Source organism: Bradyrhizobium valentinum, assembly GCF_001440405.1.
GTDB lineage: Bacteria > Pseudomonadota > Alphaproteobacteria > Rhizobiales > Xanthobacteraceae > Bradyrhizobium > Bradyrhizobium valentinum.
Map to the genome: position 1 here is coordinate 27,921 of NZ_LLXX01000220.1, position 26,323 is coordinate 54,243.

Genomic DNA, 26,323 nt, shown 5'->3' on the forward strand with positions numbered 1-26,323 from the left:
ACGCTCATAAGTGTCGGGGGCGACGACCTTGATGATCTCGGAAACCTGCATGACGTCGAGCAGGGCTGCGACGCGCGGCATCACGTTCTTGAAGCGCGAAGTCGCGGGCGCCACGATCGCGTCATAGCCAGGAGCCAGCGAAACGATCAGCGCGGCCAGCGGCTCGGCGAGATCGTGCGCGTAAAGCTCGCCATCGGCGACCAGCACCTTGGCGACACCCGCAAGCTTCGAGGCCGCCTCGGCCGCAGCCTTGGTGCCTGGCCCGCCGCCTGCAACCAGCACGTGGACGTCGCCACCGAGCTGGGACGCCGCGGTCAGCGCCTTGTTGGTGGAGTCCTTGAGGACGTCGTGTTCGTGTTCAGCAATCAGCAATGTCGTCATCAGAGCACCCCGGCTTCGTTCTTGAGCTTCGACACCAGCTCGGCGACGTCCTTGACCTTGACGCCGGCCTTGCGGCCCGCGGGCTCAGCCGTCTTCAGAACTTCGAGGCGCGCGATGACGTCGACGCCGTAATCGGCGACGGTCTTGTCCGCGATCGGCTTCTTCTTGGCATTCATGATGTTGGGCAGCGAGGCATAGCGCGGCTCGTTGAGACGCAGATCGGTGGTGACGATCGCCGGTCCCTTCAGCTTGACGGTCTGCAGACCACCGTCGACTTCGCGGGTGACCTTGAAATCAGAACCTTCGACCTCGAGCTTCGAAGCAAACGTCGCCTGCGACCAGCCGAGCAGCGCGGCCAGCATCTGACCGGTCTGGTTGCTGTCGTCGTCGATCGCCTGCTTGCCAAGGATGATCAGGCCGGGCTGCTCTTCTTCCGCAACCTTCTTCAGGATCTTGGCGACCGCAAGCGGCTCGACGGTACCTTCGACTTTCACCAGGATGCCGCGGTCGGCGCCCATGGCGAGACCGGTGCGGATCGTCTCCGACGCCTGCGCCGGTCCGATCGAGACCACCACGACTTCGGTCGCCTTGCCGGCTTCCTTCAGGCGCAGCGCTTCCTCGACCGCGATTTCGTCGAACGGGTTCATCGACATCTTGACGTTGGCGAGTTCAACGCCCGATCCATCGCTCTTGACGCGGACCTTGACGTTGTAATCGACCACCCGCTTTACCGGCACTAAGACCTTCATCGGCTCACCTCAGCCCCCAAGAAAATCGAGCGCAGCCTAGAGCATTGCTCATGAAAGTCTCCACCAAATGTTGCGAACGATACGATCTTCTCAAGCGCCAGCAATAAGTCGGTCCAGATCCGCCTCCACTAAGTGAAACGGTCTCCCGCCGTTCCGAATAACCGCAGCATGAAAAGTCTTGTTGTCGAAACGGTTACCCATCGCCGCCTGCACCTTTGCTCGCAATCGAAGAATTTCCATTTGTCCCAACTTGTAGGCCAGCGACTGCGAAGGGATCTCGCATGCATACCAGTTGATAAGCGATTGTATTTCCGCATCAGGCTGCATCAGCGTGTCCCGCAAATAGGACATTGCCTGATCATAACTCCACTCCAAGACGTTCAATCCCGTATCGACAACGAGTCGCGAAGCTTGACGTGCGTCGCTGAACAGGCTGCCGAATTTTTCGGCGGAGTGATGATACATTCCGATTTGACCGGCGTACCATCGGGCATACTCTGCCCAACCCTCGTTGAAGCCGTTGCAGAACGTATGGCGTTGCAGCGGATGCAGTGCCTGGTTCTCCTGCTGCGTGGCGAGGTGCAGATGATGGCCAGGCACCAGTTCGTGGAAAGTGAAGGCCGCGATGTCGACCAGGGCTCGCGGTATCAGGTTCGACGTGTTGAATACGTAAAGCCCAACGGGACGATCGGGCCTCGGCTGGTCGTAGTAGCCATAGGAGAGGGTGCCTTCCAACGCCGTTGGAAGGGGCACGGTGGCATGCCCAGCCTGAGGCAAGAGAGAGAAGTGATCTCTTACAACGCCGTCCATTCTGTCGATGTACTGCTGGAACAGTGCCTGGATACCCTCAGCGCTGTCGCGCCGCCAAGCCGGATCGTTATCGAGCTGAGCTTTATAGGCCAAGACATCGTTGCCAAGTCCCTCTTTGGAGGTGATCTCCAGCATGGCCCTCCGCACGTTGGCCATTTCTTCGTGACCGCGCCAGTGCGTCTCTTCCGCCGATATATCGAGCGTGGTGTTCTGTCGGATCAGTTCCTTGTAAATCTCTTCGCCATCAGGATACTGACTTATGCCAACCCTCTCTGAGCAGCGTGCGGCGTAGTCATCGTCAACGACGCTGCTGAAGCTGTCAAATGCGCTGCTCACCGGCCCGTGAGCAAGAGTTTCCATCTTCCGACGAAATGACGCTTCGGTCGCAGGGGGCGCGTTGGACGCATTCTGTAAGAGCTGCTGCACGACTTGTCGCTTCAGTCCCGACAACAAATCACGACACCTGGGCAGCATCACTTTCGGCATATAGATGCCTCGCTTCGCCTGTTCAGACGTGCGATCTCGGAGCTGAGTGACGGCTCTAGATAAATCCTGCACACACTGCGCGTAACGGTCCTGCCCAACCGTATCGCGGACATCGATACGGCCAAGCTCGACCAATACGTAGCTCACCAATCGGCCGATACCATCTCCGGTCGGGGCGAACATGCTCTTGAACCACCCGCCCCCTTCGAAGATCGTGTAGTACCATTTGCCTTCCGTCGACCAACGACGGGCATGCTCGGCGGTGACGCCGAGCGCGACCTGCGTATCGTGATCAAGAGAACTGGGCTGGGTACTCGACAGTCTGGCCAGCAGTGTTTTGCCCAGGGATGACCGCCTCGCTGCCTCGTCCTCAGAGAAGTGCGGAACGAACACTTCGTTCAGCCCGGCGCTTGGCAGGACCATGACCCTCTTCAACTCGGCCCAGGCGTCATCAAGAATGCTCTGCGCTTCGTCGATCGCCGTGCTGCTAGATTCCATCCCCGCTTACTCCGAACTCCCAATGTAGGTTGAAATGACAGTGCGCATGAAAATAATATCATTTATATCACCAGTATGAAAAAAAGTGAATATATTTTTTCTTGGCATTTGCGCGATCGTTCGACGACTGTGCGGGGATCCTTGGAGCGGCCGCAGCGTCGGCGCGGGCTTTGAGAAGGCACCTTAAATACTCCGCTCTCCACCGTCAGAGTCCGCAGTTGTAAGTGGGGGCACCCAATTGCATCTGCTGATTCCATTCGCGCTCTCTCGCGGTCTCGTCCTCTCAAAAGAGCCACGATGCGAGAAAATCAAATTCTCATCTCACGACAAGCACCTGCGCTCGTTTTCGGAATCATCGTTTGGCATTCAGTCGCAACTATTCGCTGTTGATCAGGCAAATTCGGCGCGGCGCTAGAACTCGCTCCAAAGTCCTGAGATAGATTCGCTCCCATTTTCTTCATGCGCGGCGACAGATCGGAGAATCTTCTCATCCTGATCACGCCCTTCCTGGCAAGTCGCGTGTCCACTTTGCAGTAGTCAATCTGAGGCTTCCGTTTCTTGGCCCGGGCGGCTTGCAATGGTCTCTCTATTGAGATATCTGTGATACATTACTGTTATACTAAGTTGAGCTGGATCATGGACGCTCGTAGTTCCATTCGGGTTGATAGCGATGTCTTGATCGTCGGCGGTGGTGCAGCTGGTGTGGCGGCGGCTATCGCCTCGGCGCGTCACGGGCTGAACGTTACGCTCGTCGAACGCTATGGCTTCTGTGGCGGCGGCGCCGTTGCGGGGCTCTCGGGCACCGTCTGTGGTCTGTACGAAGCTACGAATAATGTCGCAGCGGGCCCGCAACAGATGGTTTTCGGCTTCGCTGATGAGTTCTGCCGAAGGCTAGAGGCGATGGGAGGGCTTGGCGAGCCATTGTTGTACGGCAAGACGTGGACCCGCGTGCACGACCCGCTAGTCTGGCGGGAGGCGGCTGATGCAATGCTTCGGGAAGCAGGTGTCCGTGTCATCTTCCATGCGGTTGCCCAATCGGTGCAAATGGAGGGCGACAAGATCGAAGGCCTTTCTATCTGGACGAAGCAGGGTTCGCTGGATGCTCGCGCGCAGGTAGTCATCGATGCCAGCGGCGACGCCGATGTGGTCGCCATGGCAGGGCTGCCGAACTTCATTGGCGACAACGGAGCCGTGCAGAATCCGACGATGATCTTCCGCATGATGGGCGTCGATGTCGATCGCTTCATTCGCGAATACGGCGTGGACACCATCATGCCGGAGAAGGTCTCTGCCATTGATCCGGTCCAAGCATAACGCCGGCGAATACAGGCTCCCGCGCGCCAAGATCTGGTTGTTTCCTACGACGCGCCCGGGTGAGCTGCTCTGCAACTGCACGCGCGTCATCGGACCGGATGGCCGCGAGCTGAACACACTGTTTCACCAGGATTTTACCGACGCGGAAATCCAGGGGCGCCTGCAGGCTCGCGAATATGCGCGCTTCTTCCGTGACAATCTCGTCGGCTGTGAGCGAGCGTTCCTGAATGACACCGGCGTCCAGGTCGGCGTGCGTCAAACCCGTCAGGTATCCGGTGTAAAGACCCTTGCGAATACGGACGTCCTCCGAGGCGCAAAATTTGCCGACGGTATTGCCGTATCTCCGTGGCCGATCGAGCTGCACTCGGGCGACAAGCCCCGGGGTGGAATGGCTGCTGAACGACTACTACGAGGTCCCTTACGGGTGTTTCGTGCCGAAGCGTGGCGAGGGGCTGCTCGTCGCGGGTCGGTGTTTATCGGCAGAGCATGAGGCAGTGGCGTCGGCGCGTGTGACGGCGCAGTGCTTTTCGTATGGTCATGCGATTGGTCTCGCCGCCGCGATTGCGGTGCATGAAAACGTTCTGCCTCGAACTATCGACGGCAAGGACGTCAGAGCCGCGGTGAATGCGGACGGTGCCCGGATTGACTGACGGGGCCAGTCTGTAATGATCAGATCTGAGATCAAAGAAGCGATCGCGATCGTCACGATCGATCATCCTGAACGCCGCAACGCACTGGGATCGCAGTTGATGCGGGATCTCGGCGGGGCGCTATCCAGTGCCGAACAGAATGGTGCTGTGAGGGTCGTCGTATTGACAGGGGTGCCGCCGGCATTCTGCGCCGGCAGTGACTTGAAGGAGCTCGCCGGTCTGTCGATACCGGACATGTGCAAACATAAGTCGGAGCCCGCGGCATTCGCCCGCGCCATCGGCTATCGGACGAAGCCGGTGATCGCTGCTGTAGAGGGTCATGCCCTCGGTGGCGGCTTCATCCTTGCCGCGTCTTGCGACATCGTTGTCAGTTCCTCAACAGCTGGTTGGCATCTGCCCGAGGCTCCAAACGGCTGGCTGCCTCCCTGGGGGCTGGCGTCGCTGGTCGCGCGAACCGGTCCTGTTCGAGCTCGCCGCCTGACCTGGGGGCCGCGCCGATCGATGGCTCTGAAGCGGCTCGTATCGGACTCGTGGCTGACGTGGTTGATCCCGGCAGGCCGCCCGAGCACACGATCAGCCTGGCGGCCGGTCTTGCCGCTGAGCCACGAGAAGCCATCGTGTCCGCCAAACGCTTCTTTGAGCCGTTCATTATGGCCGATGCTGAGCGCTGGATGAGGTCGCGTCCAGAGAATTCGCATCGAACTGCATGACACCAGACTCTCTCCCGACCTTCGAACGTTTCAAGGTGAAAGCGTGAGCAAGATTGTTGATGCCGAGACCGCGGTCGCTTCGATCGCGGATGGAAGCGTCGGTGTAATCGGCTGGGTGACGCCGGATGCTCTGCTCAGGGCACTTGGCGAACGTTTCCGCAAGACAGCTGGTCCAAGAGATCTGACATTCTATTTCCCTGTCGGAACGGGTGACGCCCAGGGCATCAAGGGAATGGATCACGTCGCCCAGGAAGGGCTCATGAAGCGCATCGTGAGTGGATCCTACATCAATCCTGTCGATCCACTGACAGGCAGACGTCCCGAGCTGATGCGGTGAAAACAGGATTGAAGCTTACTCTTGGCCGCTCGGAGCAACCATGCACTGGCTTCGCGAAGTTGCACGACGAAGCCCCGGCTACATGACGCGCATCGGTCTCGGAACTTACATCGATCCTGAGCACGGTGGTGGCAAGTTTACCGAACGAGCAAAGGACGATCTAGTTCGGCGCATCAATTTCGAGGGTGCGTCATATCTATTCTATCCGACGTGGAAGCTCGATACGGTCTTCATCTACGCGTCATCGACGGACGAGGAGGGCAATCTCTCATTCGAGAATGAGGCGCTTGTCTCCTCCAACATTGCGCTGGTCCTTGCGGCAAAGGCTCATGGTGGCCGTGTCATAGCTCAGGTACGTCGAGTGGTACCTTATGGAAATCGGCCCGCTTCCGAGGTGCGAATTCCGGGCGTGTTCGTCGATTCCGTCGTGGTTGATCCGTCGATGATGATGACGACCGACGTGAAGTTCGAACCGGCGTATTTCGGCGGACGACGGCTTCCATTGTCGGAGCTTCCGCCGATTGCGATGACGGTCGACAAGGTCGTTGCCTTGCGTGCGGCGAAAGAAGTCCGCAAGCGTGAACTATCCATTTTCGGATTCGGCGCGGCTGCGGATGTCCCATTGGTGATGGCCGAGCAGGGGATATTCGAGAAGGACGGTCTGAAGAACTACTGGTTTACGACCGAACACGGCTCGTACGGGGGCATCGTGATGTCGGGATGGCAGTTCTCGGCCAATCTGAATCCGGACGCGATTGTGGATGGGATCCAGCAGTTTGATGCCATAGACGGCGGCGCATGCCGGTTCGCGGCTCTGGCTTTTGCCCAGTTCGACCGGTTTGGTCTGGTCAATGTATCGAAGTTCGGCGCCGCAAATCCTGGCGCAGGCGGATTCATCGATATCGCTGAAAACGCTCAAAGGCTGGTATTCACTGGCACTTTCACCACCGGCGGCCTCGAAGTCGCATTCGCGCACGGAAAACTGCGTATCATCAAGGAGGGCAAGGTACGCAAGTTTGTCGATAGGATCGAACATATTACCTATTCGGTACTGGATGGCGTCAGACGCGGCCAAACGGCCCGGTTGATCACGGAGCGGGCCGTCTTCGAAGTCACCACGGAGGGCTTGATCCTCACGGAAGTTGCCCCAGGCGTCGACGTCCGCCGGGACGTACTCGATCAGATGGAATTCGCACCGTCGAAGGTAGCGGACGATCTCAAGCTCATGGATGAGGAGTTCTTCCTGGATATGGCCAGGCCGAGCAAGGGGCAGCTGACGATCGTCAACCCATACCGCTGATCAAGCTACACGTGATCCGATGCCTCGCTCGAAGATCTTGCGCGTGTAGGCTTCGATCTGATCCATCAGGGCCGTAGCATAGGCAAGCGCTTTTTTCTCGTCCTGCCGCGCTACGGCACGCGCACGCTCGCAATGCAGCTTACCCATGGCTTCGAGGTTCTGCAGGTCGGACTCATACCTATAGTAGAACCGCCGGGAGATCGCGTGAAGCGGTGAGATCGATCTGGCCGCAAAAGGGTTGCCTGCCGCTTTTGCGAGGAGCTGATTCGCATTGAAAACCTCGCGAAGATACCGTTCCAGATTGCCTTGCCGGCCGGCCGCGTCGATTTCGCTGGCCCCTGCATGCAGGCGCTCGCGATCGGCGGCCATGATCCTTCGTGCGGCTCGCGTTGAAATGAAAATCTCAAGTTCTCTGCGGAATTCGATAACGAGCAACTGCTGATGGAGATTGATCTCGGTGATCATCAGACCGTGACGAGGCAATATGCTGACAAGATAGTCCGCCTGCAGGCGCTTTACTGCTTCGCGGACCGGCGTGCGGCCAATCCCGATCTTGTCGGCTAGTCCTTCTTCAGACCAGTGACTCGCCGGAGGAAGCTGCAGAGTAACAATCATCTCCTCAAGGCGTCGATGCGCGGCATCGGCCTGGGACTCAGTTGTGGGCTCGTTCGCAGGTTTCTTACCCATGGGATGTCCAAAACCTCTGCCGTGCGCCGAGTTCGTATTGAAGAACTCGGAAGCACCGAGTCAACAGAGCAGTGTCGAGTTCTATACCATTTTGTAGCGACGCCCGCAGAGCCCGTCCGCTTGAGCGCCGACTTCCTCCTCTCAACGATGCTCCAAATTGCCCCCAGTAAGATATCAGTAGTACGTTACTGAAATAATAGTACGTGCAGGAGGGGGAAAGGTGCTCGGACGCAGAGGATTTCTGCTTGCAGCGCTGGCGTGCCGCCAGTTCGCTGCGACGGCCGCCCGCGCCGAAGATGTCAGTGGCGAACCACGGGAGGCTACGGTTCAGTTTCGCAAGATGATGGAGGGCAACGTCCAATTCGTCTTCGGTCCATTCCTAACGAACATCTTCAACGCGGTCGAACATATCGCCAATCAGAACAACGGCAAGCTCCTGCTTTTCTCAGGAGCCACTGCGGCCCACGATGCGATCGGAAAGCCGGGACACGACTATCTGTTGCGTACCTGGAATTGGGATGCCGGTCCGGCCGGGTTCGGTCAGTTGATGATTGATTATCTGAAGAAGCTGAACACCAAGAAGGTGGCGATGCTTTTCCAAAACGATGCCTTCGGCAGGACGGCAGTTGACATTTATACGGGGCTTTTCAAGGAAGCCGGCATCGAGCTGCAGGTCGAGCAGTTTGAGCCCGGTACCAAAGACTTCAGCGCGGTCCTTGCGAAATTGGCCGCCGGCAAGCCTGATATTCTGTTCCCCAGCTATTCCGACGCTGTGCTCTACGACATCGTGCGGCAGGCGACCGAGTCTGGCTTCGCGAACCGCTTTTTTCTAGTTCGAGGCTCGATCGAGCCTGCGCTCAAGAACAAGGACGCCATCGTCGACTACATAGCCTACGTTCCAAAGTATTTCGAAGAAGCGGAAAAGAGCGAGCCTAAGGTCAAAGCCTTCATTGAGAACTACAAGAAGACTTTTAATCGCGAGTTTCCATACGATCAGGCGCCCCTCTGCTCATCGTCCTGCTACAACCATGTCTACATGCTCGTCCAGGCGATGCAGAACGCAGGCATCGTAGATGACGTTTCCAGGATCCGGTCCGCGTTGCAGGCCATGGCCTACGATGGGCTGTGGAAGATCCGGTACGACAAGACCGGAGAGGTCGTGTTCGGGTTCGATGTCGCCCATGTGCGCAAGGGCGGTTCGATTGAAATCGTCAAATACGACCCGACCTAAGAGACCCGACCAAAGAATAGCTGAGATCGTCGCGCTTCGGCTTTTCCGGGATGTCCACGTCCCGGATGCCAATTCCATCGATGGCGGGGCGGGCATCCGCTCGATCCGCCCCGTCAACGGTTACCATCATCATGACGCATCTAATCATTGGCCAGATGTTGAACGGAGTGATCGTCGGCTCGCTCTACGGCATCATTGCGCTCGGGGTGACACTTACTTTCGGGTTGACTGCTATCGTGAACTTGCGCCTTCATGATGTTCGGCGCATATGCGACATGGTACCTCCATGACGTACTTGATTGGCCATATGCATTGGCCGTGCTTGGCGCCGTCGCCGCCGTCAGCGTTCTCGGTTACGTCTCGGATCGCGCGCTCTTTCAATTTACGCGAGGCAATCTCGTCAACGGCCTGCTTGTGTCTATCGGCATGATCTCGGCATTCGAGGCTCTGGTGCTGACGGCTTTCACCACCATCCCGAAAGACGTCAGCTATGTGCTGCCTGGCGCTTTGAACGTCGCGAGGATCGTCCTTCGAAAGATCAAGCTCGTTGTGTGCTTCGAAATGGAGTTTGCCCGAAGTGCCGCATGGCTGGCTCACCCCTGGGGATCAAGTCGCTGGTTGCTCGCGTCGGGCTGGTCAAGGCCCGTTTGCTTTGTTTCTGCCTTGAGCCGCTGCCGCCGAACGGACGCGAGAGCTCGGCGTGGTCGACTATTGTTGCGACGATGGCGAGGCGCTTTCGACCGCCGCTGCTATCGCCGAAAAGCTGCCGTCGCTTCCGCGGCCGGCGGTCGCTGCAACCAAGCGCTTCTTTTCCAACTATCTGATGGAAAATGCCGAAGCGATGGACTTCGAAGCCAATCGTCTTTTTCTCGACAATTGTCGGGAGAGAGCCGCCCAGGCGACCCTTGGGTAACTTCCGGCGCCGCTAACGGCCGCCATCCCAACCAGAAAGGACTGGACCGATGCTTCTTGACCTCAATGAAGAAGAAAGACTCCTGAAAGGAGGGCTCGAACAATTCGCGGAAGGCGCGATCCGGCCGAAGATCAAGCCTTTCGTGGACCGGCATGAGTTTCCCACTGAACTTGTCAAGGAGTTTCTCTCACTCGGCTTCATGGGCACGGCCTACGATCCGGATTTTGCCGGCGGCGGATTAGGCACGCGAGGCGCTGCGATCGTGGCCGAGACGTTGGCTCGGGCAGAGCCCGGCTTCGGGGCAATCTATCTTTGCAACAGCGCGCCGATGACGGTGATCGCGCGCTACGGTTCCGACGAAGTCAAGAAGAAGTGGTTGGAGCCGCTATGCCGCGGCGATTTCATCGCCTCGTTCGGTGTCACCGAGCCCAGCGGTGGATCGGACGTCGCCAGCATCAAGACACGGGCCGTTGAAGATGGCGATTCCTTTGTGCTGTCGGGATCGAAGGTGTTTTCGACCAATGCCGGCGCGCCTCTGCACGGAGCGTCGACGTTCGTCGCTGTCACTGACCCGGAGCTGGGCCCCAAGGGACTTTCGACCTTCGTCGTGCCCGTTGGAACGCCCGGCTTCAAGGTCGGCAAGGCCGGCCGCAAGATTGGCTGGCGCATTGCAGATTCAGTGGAGCTGTTCCTCGATGAATGCCGCGTGCCAAAAGCGAATATGATCGGCAAACGCGGGGACGGGCTGAAGCAGATACTTACTACCCTCAGCATCGGCCGTATTCTTGTCGGCGCCACAGGCCTGGGGCTCGCTCGTAAGTCGATCGACTTGGCCAAGAGTTACGGGGCCGACCGCAAGGTCGGCGGAGTGCCAATATTCAACCACCAGGGACTGACGTTCCCGCTCGCGGACGCGCTTACGAAGATTCATGCGGCCGAACTCATGATCCGAAATGCAGCCTGTCTGGCGGACGCAGAACGACCTTTTCGTCTTGAGACATCAATGGCCAAGCTATTTGCGACCGAGATGGCGAGTGAAGTGGCCGATATCGCTCTCCAGATCCACGGCGGCTACGGCGTGTTCGAAGAGTAAGAGGTTTCCGGCCTCCTCGGCGAGGCGAGGGTGCTTCGTATTCTTGAGGGGACAAGTGAAATTCAGCGCCTGGTAATCGCCCGAGAGCTGATGACTTAACACTCCCATAGTTTCAGCAACGTTGCACAGTTTCGACGCTGCAGTGCTTAGGCTTGCTCGGCGATACCAGAGAGTTCGTGCCGTGTTGACAGGTGGATCGGCGACCTGACGCGTAGGTTCAACCTATCGATGGGCGGTCACGCTTGCGCGCGATTGAGGACCGATGACTGAACTTCCCAGGAAACTCGCTACCGATGCGGGGCGCGCTCAAGCGGACGCCATCGCGAACAGAATGCTAGGCGCAAACACGACGACAGAGGGACTTCCCCTCCTGCTCGAGGCCGCCGGTCGTTGTCCTCCGGAGGACGTCGGCGGTGCGCCCGGCTATGCCGAATACCTCGATGCCATCCGCGACCCCACCCATCCGGAGCACGAACGTATGCGCCTCTGGGGCCCCGAACAGTTCGATCCCGACGTCGTCGACCGGAAGGCGCTCGAGGCCGCCATCAACGAATTGTCCGGAATTTGGAAGCCACGACGGCACAAGCTGCGATCAAAATAGGTATCAAGCGCCAATCGAAAGGGCAGCAGCGCTACGCTTACGGATGAGGCCCCGGGGCACGCAGTAAGCCGTCAGCGCAACAACGTGGCCGCTACGTTGAGAACCGCGTCCCAAGCTTTGGTTCGCCCTACGAAGCTACCATAAGACTGAACTTTTCTACAACACCTGCGGGACGCCAGCTGAGTTTCGCTTGACGCAAACCCGGAATTCCAAGATCTTGCCCCCGATTAAGGAAAGTAGCTTCGGCTGCAATCTCGCGTGCTAGTGCGTGAAGAACGTATTCATAGGCGCCTTTGAACTCTCGTTCGGCTTTCTCGTGATGTTCAACAAACATAGAAGAGTTGAGCCGCTCGCCTATGGCGAAACCGACGAGCTTTTCGCCTATCTCTACCACCACTCCTTTTATCGGCAGCAAATCAAAGTGCTGTAGAGCGACTTTGACGGCGAAGGTCTCCTCTGCTGCCGAGTCTCGGCCAGCTTCTTGTTCGCTTAGCCATCTCTCCTGAAGCTCAATGCAATTAGTCGCATCTCGCGCCTGTAGCGTTCGCACAGTCGGACTAAGACTAGCAAATCGCCTGACGAGATTTCTTTTGCCTTCGAACTTCTTGCCCTTCAACGTTATCAACTCGTCGAGGTTGTAGTAGTAGTCACTATTGTCACGATCGAATACGACGGACGCGCTTTGTGAAAGACCGTGAGAAAGGGGACATGGGATACGCTCCCATCGGTAGGTTCTGAGCCCAGGTAGCGGGTCACGCATTATCTCTTCTGGATGCTCTCCTATCGGAGGAAAGAACCGCAACTCGCTGTCAGATTCGCGTCGGTACGATACCAGGAGGTGATCTCGATAAACACAAACCTGATGGTGTTTTACGTCGGCCCAGCAAAAAATGTTAGCAAAAGTCATTTCGCAGCATTTGGGCGGAAATTCCGCAAAATATCGATCGAAGATCGTCCTCTGAGACATCGATATCGGTTGCATCGCATCCAATATGCACTTCATAGCACCACACCTCATGCAAGTGCGCATTCTGATGATCGGGATTTGACTGCACTTGCCACCGTTAACAAGGAATATCGAGTTCGCTTCAACTCGGTCTTCACCGCGTTTCTGACTTGGGCGACTTCGTCCCTCCCACGTCTGACATTTGGACGAGGTGCAACAGCGGAAATTGGTTTATGCGACGCAAGTAGTCATGCTGGTTGGTCTTCATCAGATGTCCGTATCCAGCAATATAGTTTGAATCCTGGCAGCATCGGCACATAAAGGGCTCGGCGAGAGAGTACTCCGAGCAATTGTAGTCTATCGTTATTTCGTCGCTCTCACTAGCAATCGCATTGAAGGCCTTCAGAGCGACCATCTCAGAGACGACCACGACGTAGGCGTTGGGACGACAACTGTGATTAATAAAGTCAATACAGTCGCTACAAAGATGTCGTCGACGATCAATCTGTATGGTTCTCTTGTTGGCCGTCTCTAAAACGGTTCCGCCGAGTCTTCCCACAACAGCACCGCTCGATGTTGGTTTCCTCGAAAAAAGACCAAATCCATTGATCTTTGATGGCCCCACGAAGAGCCAAGAACTGGTCTCACAACCATGGTCATTCGTAGTCATTCTGCGAAGTCTCCGTGATTCTTGACAGACGGCTCGACGTTGACAGCGTTTCATCTTTATCGCCACACCGCTGTCTTCAGCATCGGCCGAGAGTGTGGATCATCTAAAGTGCTCTGTCGCTCCTTGGCAACTCATCAACTCTAGTAGCCAATGTTGAAGATGCGCGCTCTGCGGTGACGGAAATTGAGTCCCTACGAATCTCAGCGGTTGCGCAGATCAGCCTGGCGACCTGGACTGTCGACACAACGCGAGTCGGTCGGGGTCATGTGTGGACCGGCCGCAATGATCCAACTGCCTTACGGTCCAGGGATGTTTCCTGCATAACGCAACAGACGATTTGGGAGTGCTCGGATGCAGGCTGGCGTCGTAAGAATTGTTCACATGGCGGGAGCAGACGCGCCGGCTGCTATCGCTTGAAGGCTGACGATACTCAATGTTTTCATCTGCGATGTGGACGCCGTGGCACCAGTGCAGTTGTTGGCGATGAGCGCAAGACAAATAGGGCGTCCGACTTCAAGCCAGCGCATCACGATCCTGCGCCGACGCAGCGATGATGGCGGCTATCGTCCGTGGTGAAGGCAACTGCTGGTCGCTTTTCTCGGAACTGTCCGGGTGATGGTAACAATGGAGCCACTCGCCTTGCGCGATTATGCGGAGCAGCTTGACCGGCGCCCTTCATGGCGGACTCGGGTGGCCATCGACTGGCCAGCTAGGCATTAGGATTAAGTAGCGCCAGATCGTGTCGGTGGAAACGGCGAGCTCAAAATGAGCGCGTTTCTGTTGTGACGATCAAACTCGTTCCACAACTCCTCTCCGGTTCGCCAAATCAGCCAGTATTCGTAATCCACAATCTCGGCTTCCACCTCCACCAGTATCGATACGTCTGCTTCATGGTGAGCACATGCGTATTGTGCGACTAGGCCCTTATCTAGTGCCCATCGCTCTACAAGCGCACACAAGAACTCAGGAGCCCACATTGCAAAAGACAGGCCGTGTGTCACTCTTGCTATGATTGCGGACATTCCTTGTCCTCTAAAGTCTTCTCGAATCCAGTAGTCCCCGTGGTAGGCGACCTTCCCCGTTATCGTCTTTGCGCTTGGAGCTCTGCAAGTGCAACGGTCATAACGGTTCGCATGCACGGCGGGATCCGCATAGAACGCCTTTAAAGATTGAAAATGTTCTGCAAGATTACTGCCTGAAAGATCGTAAAGTCGTTGCGCGGCCAAAATGGCCACAGCGTTCTCCTTGTCGACTCCCATTATCCAATAGCCCTCGCCTGGGTTAATCGGCGAGAGATCTGGCCGGAAATTTGGTTCGATCGGCTCCTTTGTTGGAGTCGTGCGAGTGATCCAGGCATACTCGTCGAAATCGAATCCTATTAGTAACTTCACGCCTTTTTCAGCGAGGACGTCGTCATGAATTTGGAGGGCGCGAGAGACGTGGAACGAATTCTCTAAGCACTTCATTGCTACACCTTGTCCCTAGGGTGATGAGTCGTAGCCACACTGTTCATGCTGATACAGCACTATCAATCGATCGGGATACTACCGATTTTGGTGGAGGAAACGTTGCATTCCTTTCATTGCAGGATGGAGGGCGGCGACGGGGGCGGCGGAGGTTACGCCGCTTGCGGCGTGGGCCAGGGTATTTCGACGAACCGTATCGAACTAACCACGCCTGTAGCGGTGCACTTCCGTCCCAAGCACCCAGATAGATAATCCACTTGACCCGTGAACAGTTATCTTAGCCAGAGCAGGGTCGCGGCGATAGAGACTACAGCGAAGTAGCTTCGGCTCGCCGTTTCGATTGCAATGCGCTTGAACCGCTTCAATTTGAGAAGCGACCTTCTATTAGGTGACGCTCGGCAGAGAAGGTTTGTTGAGCGGAATATTTGATTGCCCGCGAGGGGTTGTTCAGAATGACGGCCCTTTTGCCGCAATGGGGATCGCAACGCATGGGAATCGTACGCCGCATCGGCCAACCCGACTTCAGGTGGGAGTCCCTCGATGAGCGGCCGGCCTGAGGCGCATTGCTAGAGCAGATTCCGATCAGGTTGAACTGTATCCTGCGGCCAGGAAGTAGTTAGCGCATTCGGTAGGGGTGAATGCCCTGTAGGCGTCGGCGATTGCAGCTTCGAGGGTGTCGACGGTCCTGGCGGCGGCTCTGCGCAGGCTCGATTTGAATTTGGCAAAGGCGTTCTCGATCGGATTGAAATCGGGCGAATAGGGCAGCAGCAGCGGAAGGCTGGCGCCGCGGGCCTCGATTGCGGCCCGGACGGCAGCACCTTTATGTGCCGGCAGGTTGTCCATCACGACGACGTCGTCGGGATTGAGAGTAGGTGCCAACACCTGTTCGACATAGGCGAGGAAAGCGACGGCGTTCATTGGTCCGTTGAGCGTCATCGGCGCAGTCAGGGCGGTGCAGCGTAAGGCAGCGGTAAAGGTCGTGGTCAGCCAATGACCATGCGGGACGGCGGCGCGGCAACGTTGGCCGCCTTTTGAGCGGCCGTAGAGCCGGGCCATTTTGGTCGAGGCGCCGGTCTCGTCGATGAAGACCAGCTTGTCAGGATCAAGCTGCGGCGCGAGTTCGCGCCAGGCCCGGCGCGCCGCTGCAACATCGGGCCTATCCTGCTCTGCTGCGTGCGCGCTTTTTTTTGAAGGTCATGCTGTGACGGTCGAGAAAGCGCCAAATCGAACTCGGCGCAAACGAGGTCCCAAATTCCGATTTGAGCATCTCGGCAATCTCAACCAGGGTCATGTCCGGCTTGGCCTCGATCGCACTCATGATCGCATCATGGTACTCTTCGATGCGCTGCGAGCGCTGGTCGCCGCCCTGCCGTTTGGCTTTTGTCGCTCCGCTCTCCCGCCATTCCCGGACAAACCGCACCGCGCTCGCAACCGAGATGCCGAACCGCTCCGCCGCCGCGCGGCGCGACATTCCGCCCTCAACCGTCCGAACTGTCCTGATCCGCAAATCCACCGACAAAGGCTTGGCCATGTGTGCTGGCCTCCTTGTCCAGCACACACGGTGAATCAGAATTTGACCCCCATGGGAATCTGGAGGGTTCTGTGAGGTCGCGCTCACGCGAGGGCGCGGCAGACGCTTATGACGCGACCTCATTGACGCCGGATTGCACGAAGGCGCGGGAGAGTATGCACGGTGGTGCGGCTATGGGGATAGTTTGAGATCGCGGGTTGCTGTCGGCAGACTGCGGAGCTGACGCGGCGACGTTTTGGTTGCGCAATGGCGGCAACTTGAGACAGAGAGCATTTTACCGGCGGTCGCGATCGATGGCCCGCTGCATCGAATAGTTTCCGGCGCGCTGTTTGGCCGCGCGGATTCGGCAGCGTCTGCGATGATCGAGACGATGGGATCATAATGACGAATGACGATCGTCGTACACGGCATAAATTGGCTCACGATGTGTCGCACCGGAACGATTGGGTTGGAGCGCCGGAACGACTGAAGCTGTGTCGAAAGCGCTCGATGATGCGCATGACGCCACCACACTCAGGACAGGCGGGAGCCTTGGCCCACGTCAGAGCGTCCGAATCCACAGGCGACGGCTCGCCATCGTTTGGCGCTGTCTGCTCACGATCGAGAAGTTTGCGGCAGAGGGCAAGTTTGGCAGCGCGATGGCCGTTGGCCATGAAGCCGAAGTGGCGGATGCGATGGAAGCCATCGGGCAGCGTGTGAAGAGGAAGCGGCGGATGAACTCGTCGGGCTTGAGCTCCATGATCTTTGTCGCGCCGTTCTGGCGGTAGTCCTTCCAGGTAAAGGCGACGTGATCCTCGTCGAGGGCGACGAGCCGGCTGTTGGCGATTGCAACGCGATGGGTGTAGCGGCCGAGATAGGCCAGCACCTGCGCGGGGCCGCCGAACGGCCGTTTGGCGTAGACGACCCAGCTGATGCGCCGCATGGCGACGAGGTGAGCGGTGAAGGCAGCAGGCTCGGCCAGGGATGTGAGATCGCCGAAGAAGTTCAGGGTGCCGGCGTCGAAGGCGGCGGTCAGACGTTCGAGGAACAGGCGTCTGAACAGCCGGGCGAGCGGTTTGACGGCCAGGAAGAAGTTTGGTCGGCTGGCGATCCAGCGCGCGCCATCGGGCGAGAGGCCGCCGCCCGGCACGACGCAGTGGACGTGGGGATGGTGGCACCCACGCCCACAATACCCTGAGCGCCGATAATACAGATGTTCAGGTCTTCTACCCCTTTCACCCGCTTCATGGTGTTACCCTGCGGAATCTTCGCAGACCAACGCGAGGAGATGGGGCGGTCTGTGTCATGGATCCAGCCGGGAGACGACTGAAGATTCCCATCTGGATGCTGTTGCCGGAGTGTGCCGAGATCACGATCTCGCAACGACCGCGCCTCGGTAAGCAAGCCTCCTATCTCTCGCTTCATTGATCGCCTCACGACTCGACTCACCCTGTCCACGATAACCTTCGGCGACCGCGCGTTAGCGGAAGCGAGGGAGGTCGTCGTGGTGCAACTTCAACTTTTAGATTTGATGATCTCAAGGGAATGCGGCGCCGTGCCAATGGACGCAGCGACACGCGCCGATCTGATCGATCTCATAGCCCGCGTTATAGCAGCGGTGTTTCACGAGGAGAGGAGAAGAGGAAATGACAGAGCTCTTGCACAATCCCAAAATCAAACCGGAGCATCTGGCTCGCAAGGCGATCGTCTACCTTCGGCAATCCAGCGAAAAGCAAGTACGACAGAATAAGGAAAGTCAACTCCTCCAGTATGCGATGGCCGAACGGGTGCGTGCGCTGGGCTGGCAGGAGGTCGAGATCATCAATAATGACCTGGGATCGAGCGCGGGCCTTGCCGCCGCCCAGCGGGAAGGCTTTGAGCGCGTCCTCAGCTCGGTAGCGCTGGGAGAGGTCGGAATCGTCGGCAGCCGAGAGGTATCACGGCTATCCCGAACGGACAAAGATTGGTGTCGGCTGTTGGAGGTATGCCAGATCTTTGGAACGCTAATCGCTGACGAGCAACAGGTCTACGATCTGAATAATCTCGACGATCAGTTGGTGTTGGGTATCAAAGGGACACTCAGCGTCGTCGAGCTCAAGGTTATACGCCAACGAATGCTGGCAGGGCAGGAAGCCAAAGCGCGCCGCGGCGAACTGTTCAAACGGCTTCCGATTGGGTATGCCCGCGACCCCGTGGGTAAGATCATGTTTCATCCCGACCGACGGATCTGCGAAGCGATACAGCTCGTGTTCGCCAAGTTTCGAGAACTGTGGAGCGTGCGTCAGACATTCCAATGGTTCCGTGATCACGACCTGGAGCTACCGGTCAATCCCATACAGGGGACGCGGCTGATCTGGAAGGTTCCTTCGCAGAGCCTAATCCGCGACATTTTACGCAATCCCTTCTACGCCGGTGCCTATGTTTGGGGACGGCGTCCAGTAACGACCTTGCTGGTAGGAGGCCGGCTCGAGAAACGTCAGAGCGCGATGCGCCCCGCCGAAGAGTGCCGCGTCTTCATCCGCGATCATCATGTAGGTTATATTGACTGGGCAACCTACGAAGAGAATCAGCGAATGATACGGCGCAATTCGGTGAACTGGGAGGGGGACGAATCGATGGCGGCGTTTCGCGCTGGCCAGGGTCTTCTGGTCGGACTCCTGCGCTGCGGACATTGTGGGCGCAAGCTGCATGTACGGTATTGGGGCGGCCGTGGCACCCATGCGCGCTACCTTTGCAAGGGCGACTACGATGATGGCGGGCAGTATTGCATCGGCTTCGGCGGCAGCTCGGTAGACCGGTGCGTAGGACAAGAACTATTAAAGGCGATCGCGCCATTGGGGGTGGAAGCCAGTCTGCGAGCTCTCGAAGAACTGAGTGCTGTCGGCACCGCTCAATGTACCGCCCTGTCCCGCAAGCTCGAGCAACTGGTGTATGAGGCGAAGAAGGCCTTCGAACAGTACGACGCGGTGGATGCCCGGAATCGACTTGCAGCCAGCGAGTTGGAACGGCGGTGGAACGGAAAGCTGGAAGAGATCGAGGCAGTCAAGCAGCGGCTTTCCAGTCTCGAAACCGAACGCTACTCGTTATCGCCTGAAGAGGAAATCAGAATACGTTCGATGGGTGATCATTTTGCTGGAGTCTGGCAGAGCAACCACTGTCCCCCGACACTTAAGAAGATGATCTTCCGCACCGCCATCGAAGAGATCATTGTACGCACTGACCAGGATAAAAAAACCTTGAGTTGCTGATTCACTGGAAAGGAGGTGCGCATACGCAACTCACGATGGAACGACCACGTTCCGTAACGGAAACGGCCCACGCCCATGGAGGCGCTGGAGATCATTCGTCGCATGGCTGTTCGATACGGCGACGACCAGATTGCCTCTGTGTTGAACCGACGCGGCTATTCCACGGGTAAAGGGAAGCGGTGGAATCAGACCCGTGTAGCGACAGCCCGGCGTAACCATTCGATAGCCGGTCAAAAACGAGCTCTGCACGATCCGGAGAGAGTGAGTTTGAGCGAAACTGCGCGAATATGCGGCGTCAGCCACCACACCATCCAAAGGCTGGTTGAAGCCGGCCTATTGAAGTGCGAACAAATAACTCCTCGTGCACCTTGGGAAGTCAGCCGCCGTGATTTGGATGCCGAACCCATTCGCAGCGTTATTGAGGGCCTCCACCGCACCGGCAAGCTAATTCTGCAGGGGGGGTGCGCGGAAGATCAACTTGCGTTGTTCACTGAAAATCAAGGAGATGATAATGCCCGGTATCTTGAGTGAGGGTTCTGAAAAAGAGCCTGGCCCCAGGTGTGGAGGACGGCGACGCCGCCGATCGCACCGCCGAGCCGACGTGGATTGGCGGCGAGCGTCGACATTGCCTCGGCGGCAGCCTTGAACAGGATCGCATAAACGATGGCCTTGTTCTGAAAGGCGATCGCGGCGATCGGAGCCGGCAGTGTGAAGACGACGTGGAAATAGGGAGCCGGCAGCAGGTCGGCTTGACGCGCGGCGAGCCACGCGGCTCGGGCTCTCCCCTGACACTGCGGACAGTGCCGGTTGCGGCAGGTAATGGGCGTCGCCCATTACCTGCCTTATGGGCAAAGCCGGTAATGGGGAGCTGGCGGCAACTTGATCGCGCTCCTGCACTAATCACCGCCAACCCCGCTCTCCATTACGAGGTACGCCTGAGGAGTTCGATCAGCTTGTCGGTGGGCTGGAAGACGCCGCGCCGCAGGTGGGGCGGCACGATCGCCTCCATCGCATCGAGCTTCTCGGTCGGATCGCCGCGCGTGTAGACCTCGGTGGTCGTCAGCGTAGCGTGGCCCAGCCATAGCGACACCTTCCGGATGTCCCCGGTCGCTTGCAGGACGACCATCGCGCAGGTGTGCCTGAGCACATGGGGCGAGACGCGTTTCTTGGCGAGACCGGGCTGCTTGCGAGCCGCAGTCGCGGCGTGCTGCCTGAGCAGATAGGCAAAGCCCCATCGGCTCAGCGGCTCACCACGGGCGTTGACGAACACCTCAGGTGTCGCGACCTGCCCACGGATGGCGAGCCAGGCGCGCCGTGCAGCGGCCGCCGGCTTCCACAACGGCAGGGTCCGCTCCCGGCGTCCCTTGCCGAGCACGAGGATGCTCATCGAAGGCAGGTCGATGTCATCGACCTTGAGGCCCGTCAGCTCGGAGACGCGCAGCCCTGCGCAGACGGCCACGTGCAGCATTGCGCGATCGCGGATGCCATCGCGTGTCGCCGGATCGGGAGCGTCGAGCACGGCTTGGAGCTCTTCGCGCAGAAGGTAGGGCACCAGGCGCGTGTCAGTTTTCTTGAACGGGATCGCCAGTACACGGCGGATCTGCTCGAGCGCTGCCGGCTGCCGGTACTCGAGGAAGCGGAAGAACGACTTGATCGCCGCCAGGCGAACGTTGCGCGTCACGGCCGCGTTTTTGCGCTCGTCCTCAAGATGCTCGAGGAAGGCGCTGACGAGCCCGGCATCGATCTGCTCGAGCGTCAGCGCCGATGGTTTGACGTTGAGCCGGTCGGCGGCGAACACGAACAGCAGCTGGAAGCTCGAGGCATAGGAGTCGCTCGTGTGCCGGCTGGCGCCCCGCTGGCAAGCTAGTGTGTCGCGCAGGAACGTCTCGATGAGGGGAGCGATCGGCGTCATGATGACCTCCCTTCGGACATAAACGCTTCGCCGGCCGTGGCGACATCGCGCAAGAGGTCGGGCGTGGCCTCGAGGTACCAGTAGGTCGCGTAGATGTTGACGTGACCCATGTAGGTCGCGAGTGCCGCCATGTGTGCCCCGCACCGGCCTCGGCCGGTAGGGCTGCCTTGCAGCGCGCGCACCGCAAACGTGTGCCGCAGATCGTGCAGGCGAGGACGGCGAGCCGACGTCGATCTGATGCCAGCCTTGTCGACCAGCCTGTCGAAGGTCTCCTTGACGGCAATGTAGCGTAGCGGCCGATTGCGCTTGTCGATGAACACCGGATCATCGTCTGAGCCGGGCCCGCGACGTGCCCGGTATCGCTGCAAGCCGGCGGCCGCCGTGTCGTGCAGCGGCACCAGTCGCGTCTTGCGGAACTTGGTCTCGCGGATCAGCAGACCGTCGCGGGTCACGTCCGCGATCGTCAGCTTCAGGGCTTCGGAGATCCTGAGCCCGGTGGATGAGAGCAGCGCGATCAAGGTCGCTTGCGTGTGCGGGCGCAAGCCGCGCATTGGCCGAAGCCGAAGCGCAGCTTCGACCAGCCGACTGATCTCGTCTGTCGTGTAGATGTGCGGCGTGCGACGCTTCTTACGGGCGCCGAAGTGATTTGCCGGCGGCAGCTCGTGCCCGACGTCCTCCACCCGGACATGGCGTACGAAGCGACAGACGGCTCTTAGCCGTGCATCGCGTTGCGCGACGGATGGTCCGAGCGCGGCCCAGTCGATCGCTGTTTTTGTCTCGACGTACGTTTGTCCGCGCTCGGCCGCGAAGGCGGCAAAGCTCTTCAGCAGGTACTCCGCGGTCGACATCGCGAAGCCCGTGGTGCGGCGGAGCGCGAGATAGGTCTCGATGGCGTCGAGCATCAGAGCGCCTCCGGCCAGGGCTGAGCAACCTGTTTCAGCAGCGCGACGTCGGCCTTTGCGTAATAGGCCGTCGTGTCGATGCCGCGATGCCGAAGGACGAGGCCGATCTTGTCGAGCGGCACGCCGTGGCGCAGCATCTCGGTCGCCGCGGTGTGCCGCAGAGCGTGGGCCCCTTTGACCGGCGGCACGATGTCGGCCCGCTTCATGATACGCTTCACCACCGACGAGATGCCGTCGCCTCGTCGGAATGGCCGGCACGGCGCGATCGTGCGCAGGAACAAGACAACGTTCCGGCGAGTAGACGGCCGGCATTCGAGGTAGGCGGCGATCGCATCCCCGACGTCTTGCGGTAGCGGCAGCCGGACCTCGTAGCGCGACTTGCCGCAGACCCGCAGCGATCCCGTTTGCCACTCGATATCGGTGAGACGCAGTTGCGCCACGTCACCGGCCCGCAGGCCGAGGCGCACCAACAAAAGTACGATCGCACGATCACGCCGGCGCGCACCGGCATCGCCGTCACAGGCAGCGATCAGCCGGTCGACCTGCTCGGTCGATAGATACCGGGGCATGTCGGCAAGCTGCCAATGAGCGTAGGCCGGAACGGCGCCGTCGAGACCTGCCTGACAACGGCCTGCGACTGCGAGATACCGCAGGAAAGCCCGCAGGCTCGTCGTAATCTTCTCGATCGTGCCACTCCCGCTATTGCTCGCCCGCTCCAGGAAGTAACTGCGGACATCGTTCGGCCTCCAGCCGGCCGGGTCAGATCGAAGCTCCATCATCAGGCCCGCGGCGTCGCGGGCGTAGAGCCTGACGGTGGCATCGGATGCGCCGCGATGCTTGCGCAGCCACGTCTTGAAGTCCGCGACCAGCAGCTGCGGCTCGGCGGGTGCTGCCCCCACGGCCGCGGACCGGCAAAGGCCGAGCTCGACGAGGTGCCGACGAAAGAGCCTGGCACCGTAGATGGTGTGGTGGTTGCGCCGGCCGCCTTTGGCGCGTGGACACCGGCAAGTGCGCAGGTGCTCGCCGAACGCGGCGAGATCAACGTCCGTTAGGCCCGCGCCTTGCTCGGCCATGACATGGCCGATGTGAGCCGCCGCTCGCAAATAGCGTACCGCTGTCTCGGGGCCATAGCCCTGCTGCTCCAGTGCCGCTGCAAACCCGTCAAGGTAAGGCCCGCTCGGCCCACTGCGCAGATGCCCCAGCATCTTCGCTGCCGAGAAGTACGTCTCCAACATGTCCGTCTCCGTATGTGACCGGCCATCAGTGGCCGACCCAACGGGGCCGCACGGGCGACTTGTAATGGAGAGCTCGAGAGCGGCAATACACAGGAAAATACGGTGATCGCGATTGCCAGCTCCCCATTACCGGCTTTGCCCATAAGGCAAGAATTATAGGCGACGCGTGTCGTGCCGCAGTCGTCGCAAGCCTCCATGTGGCCGCCGAGCGCCGCGGTCCGGCACGCCACGATCGCGCTCATCACGCGCCGCTCGATCCGACCGAGATGACCGGCATGTACACGGCGATAGGTCTCGCCATGCCGGCGCAGAATATCGGCAATCTCGATGGCCGGCCTGTTGGAGCGGCTGTCGGGGCGGATCATCACCCGCATCCCGCCGCGGATCATCTAGGTCAGCGTTTTCTTGGTTTGAATCATATCAGGCGACCGCGGCGAGTTTGTAGGACCACCTGTGGATGGCCGGATGGCGATTGACGTCGTCGATACCGGCCATGATGCGCTCCTTAAGCTCGTGTTTTGAAGTCACCCGGATATGGCGCAGGACTGAACGGGCGAACTTGGAGAAGAATCCCTCGATGAGATTGAGCCACGAGCCGTGCTTGGGGGTGAAGGTGAGCTCGAAGCGCCCGCTTGGTCGAGTGGCGAGCCAGGCTCTGGTTTCTCGCGAGATGTGCGCGGAATGATTGTCGAGGATCAATTTGATCGCAGTGTTCGGCGGATAGGCGGCATCGATAAGCCTGAGGAACTCGATGAACTCTCGACTGCGGTGGCGATCCTTGACAAGGGCGTGGACCTTGCCGGTGAGCAGATCAATCCCAGCCAACAGGCTGAGCGTGCCATGGCGTTTGTATGCATGGTCGCGCGCAAAGGTGGCGTGGACGCCAGGCTTGGGCGGCAAATCCGGCGTCGTCGTTGCGATGGCCTGGATTCCCGGCTTTTCGTCACAGGAGACGATCGTCACCGGCTTTCCCCGCCGCTTTCCCTTGGCAGAGGCTTTCTTCAGGATTTCGACTTCACGATAGACGCACAGCACCTCCGCCATCTTCTGTTCGAACTCGGCGTCGCGATTTTCAAGATAATAACGCACCTTGTGCGGCTTGATTTCCTCCCGGCCGAGGATCTTGCACACCGTTCCCTGGACCAAATTGGCCAAACACGCATGCCCCGCCGCCGGCCCGTGTTCACGCGCATGGCGCGCCAAAAGCCGCGTCGTCCACAACTCATGTGGATAGCCGTGGTCCTTGGCCTTGTCGCACGCCAGCGACACCAACCAGGCTTTGGCCTCAGGCGTGATCGTCGGCTCCTTGCCCGGTCGCGGACGATCATCGAGGGCCGCCAGCGGGCCATCGGCTAGCGGCGCTGCACCGTCTGATGATGGACCCCAAGTCTCTGGCCCACCGCGCAGAATGAAGGATTTTCCCGATACGCCAGCAGCATCTGCGCCCGCGACACCCGGCTCGCCAGTTCGATCCTCGACCGCGAAAGCGTCGTCAAGGTCGCAATCTCTTCATCACTCATGGCCAATTCGACCGCTCGCCGCCATCCTGCCATGATACAGCTCCTCGTTTCGCCGACCGCAAACGAGGAATCCCCCACAACCCGTCCGTTCCACCAATCCACCTAATCCATGACGCAGATTTCATGGAATCGGTCGTCTAGGTGGCGTCACCTCCAGCGACAGGCGATCGAGCGGGCTCTGCGTCGCCCGGATCGTATCGGTGGCGACCTGCGTGTAGCGCGCTGTCGACGACAAATTATTGTGCCCGAGCAAGACCTGGATGATCCGGATATCGGTTCCGTTCTCGAGAAGATGCGTCGCGAAGCTGTGGCGCAGCGTGTGGAGCGTGACGCGCTTGGTCAGGCCCGCAGCCTTCACCGCCGACCGACAGGCGGCGTGCAACACGGTCTGATCGATCGGATGATCTTCGTCACGACCAGGGAACAGATAAAGCCGCGGCCGGGCGAGCCGCGAGTAGGTGCGCAGGATGCCCAGCAGCTGGGGCGACAGCATCACGTTGCGATCCTTCGCGCCCTTGCCGTGGCGCACCTGGATAACGCCGCGGGCGCTGTCGATGTCTTCGATCCGCAGTCCCGCGACTTCGGAGGCCCTGAGTCCGGCCGCATAGGCCGTGGTGAGCGCGGCGCGGCTCTTCAGGCTGGACACGGCCTCGAGGAACTGAACCACTTCGTCGGCGCTGAGAACGACCGGCAGCTTGCGCGGTTCTCGCGCATAGGGAATGCGCTCCGGGATGAGCGCCTCGCCGAGCGTGACGCCGTAGAAAAACCGTAGCGCACAGACGATCTGGTTCAGCGCCGGCCAAGAGATGCCGGTCGAGACCAGATGCACCTGGAAGGCGCGGACGTCTTCCAGTTCTAACCGGTCAGGCGATCAGCCAAAATAGCGGCTGAACTTCGAAACCGCGCTGATGTAGGATCGTTGCGTCGCCGGCGACAGATTGCGGACGGTCATGTCTTCGATCATGCGGCCGCGAAGAGGGCTCAAATCGGCCATCTCGATACTCCTGTCTGAGGGGGGTGGGCTCCAACACCCACATCCTCTCAGCCAGGAGGCGATCTACGCCACCTTGCCCCTCACGCCGCGGCAGCGGCTTCGTTGTGTGCCGGGCATGCTCAATAGCTCGGAAGTGAAAGTCTTCCACCCAACCTGATGG

The 26,323-nt window shown here is 59.2% G+C and carries 21 protein-coding genes and 8 pseudogenes; 12 read left to right on the forward strand and 17 right to left on the reverse strand.

Annotated elements, in window-relative coordinates:
* From CP49_RS48365 to CP49_RS37935, 3 genes and pseudogenes are all read right to left on the reverse strand, one after another.
* Nucleotides 1-381 (reverse strand): annotated as a pseudogene (locus tag CP49_RS48365) (electron transfer flavoprotein subunit alpha/FixB family protein); the annotation flags it as partial.
* Complete coding sequence (locus tag CP49_RS37930; RefSeq protein ID WP_057855202.1) at nt 381-1,130, reverse strand: electron transfer flavoprotein subunit beta/FixA family protein; 750 nt, start codon at nt 1,128-1,130, stop codon at nt 381-383. The gene CP49_RS37930 and the pseudogene CP49_RS48365, both read right to left, overlap by 1 nt.
* 90 nt (nt 1,131-1,220) lie before the next feature.
* On the reverse strand, nt 1,221-2,924 hold the full coding sequence (locus CP49_RS37935; protein ID WP_057855203.1) for a DUF885 domain-containing protein: 1,704 nt from the start codon (nt 2,922-2,924) through the stop codon (nt 1,221-1,223).
* Between the two features lie 636 nt (nt 2,925-3,560).
* On the opposite strand from CP49_RS37935, the gene CP49_RS48835 reads away from it, so the two are divergent.
* The 6 genes and pseudogenes from CP49_RS48835 to CP49_RS48380 all read left to right on the forward strand — a co-directional run bounded on the left by CP49_RS48835 (nt 3,561) and on the right by CP49_RS48380 (nt 7,235).
* A complete protein-coding gene (locus tag CP49_RS48835; protein WP_276326874.1) occupies nt 3,561-4,238 on the forward strand; it encodes an FAD-dependent oxidoreductase in 678 nt (225 codons plus the stop codon).
* Nucleotides 4,156-4,888: pseudogene (locus CP49_RS48840) on the forward strand (FAD-dependent oxidoreductase). Before CP49_RS48835 ends, CP49_RS48840 begins: the two are co-directional and overlap by 83 nt.
* A gap of 15 nt (nt 4,889-4,903) precedes the next feature.
* Nucleotides 4,904-5,563, forward strand: a complete 660-nt coding sequence (locus CP49_RS37945) for an enoyl-CoA hydratase/isomerase family protein (RefSeq protein WP_245311071.1) — start codon at nt 4,904-4,906, stop codon at nt 5,561-5,563.
* Between the two features lie 78 nt (nt 5,564-5,641).
* A complete protein-coding gene (locus CP49_RS48370) occupies nt 5,642-5,935 on the forward strand; it encodes a hypothetical protein (protein ID WP_245311072.1) in 294 nt (97 codons plus the stop codon).
* Between the two features lie 40 nt (nt 5,936-5,975).
* Nucleotides 5,976-6,308: pseudogene (locus tag CP49_RS48375) on the forward strand (CoA-transferase); the annotation flags it as partial.
* 36 nt (nt 6,309-6,344) lie between these two features.
* Nucleotides 6,345-7,235 (forward strand): hypothetical protein, encoded by an 891-nt coding sequence (locus tag CP49_RS48380; RefSeq protein WP_245311079.1) that lies wholly within the window; start codon nt 6,345-6,347, stop codon nt 7,233-7,235.
* Here CP49_RS48380 and CP49_RS37955 read toward each other — a convergent pair whose 3' ends face one another.
* A complete protein-coding gene (locus tag CP49_RS37955; protein ID WP_057855204.1) occupies nt 7,236-7,922 on the reverse strand; it encodes a GntR family transcriptional regulator in 687 nt (228 codons plus the stop codon).
* Nucleotides 7,923-8,142: 220 nt separating this feature from the next.
* Between CP49_RS37955 and CP49_RS37960 the strand changes: the two genes are divergently transcribed.
* From CP49_RS37960 to CP49_RS37975, 4 genes and pseudogenes are all read left to right on the forward strand, one after another.
* The gene (locus CP49_RS37960; protein ID WP_245311073.1) at nt 8,143-9,153 is read left to right on the forward strand and encodes an ABC transporter substrate-binding protein; all 1,011 of its coding nucleotides are present in this window, start codon (nt 8,143-8,145) and stop codon (nt 9,151-9,153) included.
* Between the two features lie 252 nt (nt 9,154-9,405).
* A complete protein-coding gene (locus CP49_RS48385; protein WP_245311080.1) occupies nt 9,406-10,152 on the forward strand; it encodes an ABC transporter permease in 747 nt (248 codons plus the stop codon).
* Nucleotides 10,116-11,258, forward strand: a pseudogene (locus CP49_RS37970) (acyl-CoA dehydrogenase family protein). Before CP49_RS48385 ends, CP49_RS37970 begins: the two are co-directional and overlap by 37 nt.
* Before the next feature lie 163 nt (nt 11,259-11,421).
* Nucleotides 11,422-11,760 carry a plasmid pRiA4b ORF-3 family protein gene (locus tag CP49_RS37975; protein WP_245311074.1) on the forward strand — a complete coding sequence of 113 codons (339 nt, stop codon included), beginning with the start codon at nt 11,422-11,424 and terminating at the stop codon, nt 11,758-11,760.
* 127 nt (nt 11,761-11,887) lie between these two features.
* Here CP49_RS37975 and CP49_RS43965 read toward each other — a convergent pair whose 3' ends face one another.
* The 5 genes and pseudogenes from CP49_RS43965 to CP49_RS38000 all read right to left on the reverse strand — a co-directional run.
* Entirely contained in the window at nt 11,888-12,790 is a 903-nt protein-coding gene (locus tag CP49_RS43965; protein ID WP_082646451.1) for a phosphatidylglycerol lysyltransferase domain-containing protein, read from the reverse strand.
* A 70-nt stretch (nt 12,791-12,860) separates the two neighbouring features.
* Complete coding sequence (locus CP49_RS49550; protein WP_082646452.1) at nt 12,861-13,430, reverse strand: SET domain-containing protein-lysine N-methyltransferase; 570 nt, start codon at nt 13,428-13,430, stop codon at nt 12,861-12,863.
* A gap of 668 nt (nt 13,431-14,098) precedes the next feature.
* Entirely contained in the window at nt 14,099-14,842 is a 744-nt protein-coding gene (locus CP49_RS37985; protein WP_057855207.1) for a hypothetical protein, read from the reverse strand.
* Between the two features lie 582 nt (nt 14,843-15,424).
* Nucleotides 15,425-16,373 (reverse strand): IS630 family transposase gene (locus tag CP49_RS43975; protein ID WP_156438879.1). Its coding sequence is split into 2 segments (ribosomal slippage): nt 15,425-16,022 and nt 16,021-16,373, totalling 951 coding nucleotides; the frame shifts between segments, so codons are not numbered across the junction.
* 419 nt (nt 16,374-16,792) lie between these two features.
* A pseudogene (locus CP49_RS38000) lies at nt 16,793-17,526 on the reverse strand (IS91 family transposase); the annotation flags it as partial.
* Between the two features lie 472 nt (nt 17,527-17,998).
* On the opposite strand from CP49_RS38000, the gene CP49_RS38005 reads away from it, so the two are divergent.
* Together CP49_RS38005 and CP49_RS45560 are read left to right on the forward strand one after the other, a co-directional pair.
* Nucleotides 17,999-19,600, forward strand: a complete 1,602-nt coding sequence (locus CP49_RS38005) for a recombinase family protein (RefSeq protein ID WP_057855210.1) — start codon at nt 17,999-18,001, stop codon at nt 19,598-19,600.
* A 102-nt stretch (nt 19,601-19,702) separates the two neighbouring features.
* Nucleotides 19,703-20,131, forward strand: a complete 429-nt coding sequence (locus CP49_RS45560) for a helix-turn-helix domain-containing protein (protein ID WP_245311077.1) — start codon at nt 19,703-19,705, stop codon at nt 20,129-20,131.
* Here the strand turns inward: CP49_RS45560 and CP49_RS43980 are convergent.
* From CP49_RS43980 to CP49_RS38040, 8 genes and pseudogenes are all read right to left on the reverse strand, one after another.
* Nucleotides 20,128-20,418 (reverse strand): annotated as a pseudogene (locus CP49_RS43980) (IS91 family transposase); the annotation flags it as partial. The gene CP49_RS45560 and the pseudogene CP49_RS43980 overlap by 4 nt on opposite strands.
* A gap of 104 nt (nt 20,419-20,522) precedes the next feature.
* A complete protein-coding gene (locus CP49_RS38015) occupies nt 20,523-21,512 on the reverse strand; it encodes a tyrosine-type recombinase/integrase (protein ID WP_057855212.1) in 990 nt (329 codons plus the stop codon).
* A complete protein-coding gene (locus tag CP49_RS38020; protein WP_057855213.1) occupies nt 21,509-22,414 on the reverse strand; it encodes a tyrosine-type recombinase/integrase in 906 nt (301 codons plus the stop codon). The genes CP49_RS38015 and CP49_RS38020 overlap by 4 nt, the downstream gene beginning before the upstream one ends.
* Nucleotides 22,414-23,646, reverse strand: a complete 1,233-nt coding sequence (locus CP49_RS38025) for a tyrosine-type recombinase/integrase (protein WP_245311075.1) — start codon at nt 23,644-23,646, stop codon at nt 22,414-22,416. Before CP49_RS38025 ends, CP49_RS38020 begins: the two co-directional genes overlap by 1 nt.
* A gap of 149 nt (nt 23,647-23,795) precedes the next feature.
* Nucleotides 23,796-24,014: pseudogene (locus tag CP49_RS43985) on the reverse strand (transposase zinc-binding domain-containing protein); the annotation flags it as partial.
* Nucleotides 24,015-24,069: 55 nt separating this feature from the next.
* Nucleotides 24,070-25,059: an IS630 family transposase gene (locus CP49_RS38035; RefSeq protein ID WP_197423354.1), complete on the reverse strand. Its 990-nt coding sequence runs from the start codon at nt 25,057-25,059 to the stop codon at nt 24,070-24,072.
* Nucleotides 25,002-25,169 carry a hypothetical protein gene (locus tag CP49_RS46520; RefSeq protein ID WP_197423353.1) on the reverse strand — a complete coding sequence of 56 codons (168 nt, stop codon included), beginning with the start codon at nt 25,167-25,169 and terminating at the stop codon, nt 25,002-25,004. The genes CP49_RS38035 and CP49_RS46520 overlap by 58 nt, the downstream gene beginning before the upstream one ends.
* Before the next feature lie 121 nt (nt 25,170-25,290).
* Nucleotides 25,291-26,163, reverse strand: a pseudogene (locus CP49_RS38040) (tyrosine-type recombinase/integrase).
* Between the last annotated feature and the right edge of the window lie 160 nt (nt 26,164-26,323).

Excerpts from the sequence above, each read along its gene's own strand:
- CP49_RS37945 (WP_245311071.1), top strand. The coding sequence starts at position 4,904 with ATGATCAGATCTGAGATCAAAGAAGCGATCGCGATCGTCACGATCGAT.
- CP49_RS48835 (WP_276326874.1), top strand. The coding sequence starts at position 3,561 with ATGGACGCTCGTAGTTCCATTCGGGTTGATAGCGATGTCTTGATCGTC.
- CP49_RS37955 (WP_057855204.1), bottom strand. The coding sequence starts at position 7,922 with ATGGGTAAGAAACCTGCGAACGAGCCCACAACTGAGTCCCAGGCCGAT.
- CP49_RS37935 (WP_057855203.1), bottom strand. The coding sequence starts at position 2,924 with ATGGAATCTAGCAGCACGGCGATCGACGAAGCGCAGAGCATTCTTGAT.
- CP49_RS37985 (WP_057855207.1), bottom strand. The coding sequence starts at position 14,842 with ATGAAGTGCTTAGAGAATTCGTTCCACGTCTCTCGCGCCCTCCAAATT.
- CP49_RS48385 (WP_245311080.1), top strand. The coding sequence starts at position 9,406 with ATGATGTTCGGCGCATATGCGACATGGTACCTCCATGACGTACTTGAT.
- CP49_RS38005 (WP_057855210.1), top strand. The coding sequence starts at position 17,999 with ATGACAGAGCTCTTGCACAATCCCAAAATCAAACCGGAGCATCTGGCT.
- CP49_RS38020 (WP_057855213.1), bottom strand. The coding sequence starts at position 22,414 with ATGCTCGACGCCATCGAGACCTATCTCGCGCTCCGCCGCACCACGGGC.
- CP49_RS46520 (WP_197423353.1), bottom strand. The coding sequence starts at position 25,169 with ATGAGTGATGAAGAGATTGCGACCTTGACGACGCTTTCGCGGTCGAGG.
- CP49_RS37930 (WP_057855202.1), bottom strand. The coding sequence starts at position 1,130 with ATGAAGGTCTTAGTGCCGGTAAAGCGGGTGGTCGATTACAACGTCAAG.
- CP49_RS45560 (WP_245311077.1), top strand. The coding sequence starts at position 19,703 with ATGGCTGTTCGATACGGCGACGACCAGATTGCCTCTGTGTTGAACCGA.
- CP49_RS49550 (WP_082646452.1), bottom strand. The coding sequence starts at position 13,430 with ATGAAACGCTGTCAACGTCGAGCCGTCTGTCAAGAATCACGGAGACTT.
- CP49_RS37975 (WP_245311074.1), top strand. The coding sequence starts at position 11,422 with ATGACTGAACTTCCCAGGAAACTCGCTACCGATGCGGGGCGCGCTCAA.
- CP49_RS38015 (WP_057855212.1), bottom strand. The coding sequence starts at position 21,512 with ATGACGCCGATCGCTCCCCTCATCGAGACGTTCCTGCGCGACACACTA.
- CP49_RS43965 (WP_082646451.1), bottom strand. The coding sequence starts at position 12,790 with ATGCGCACTTGCATGAGGTGTGGTGCTATGAAGTGCATATTGGATGCG.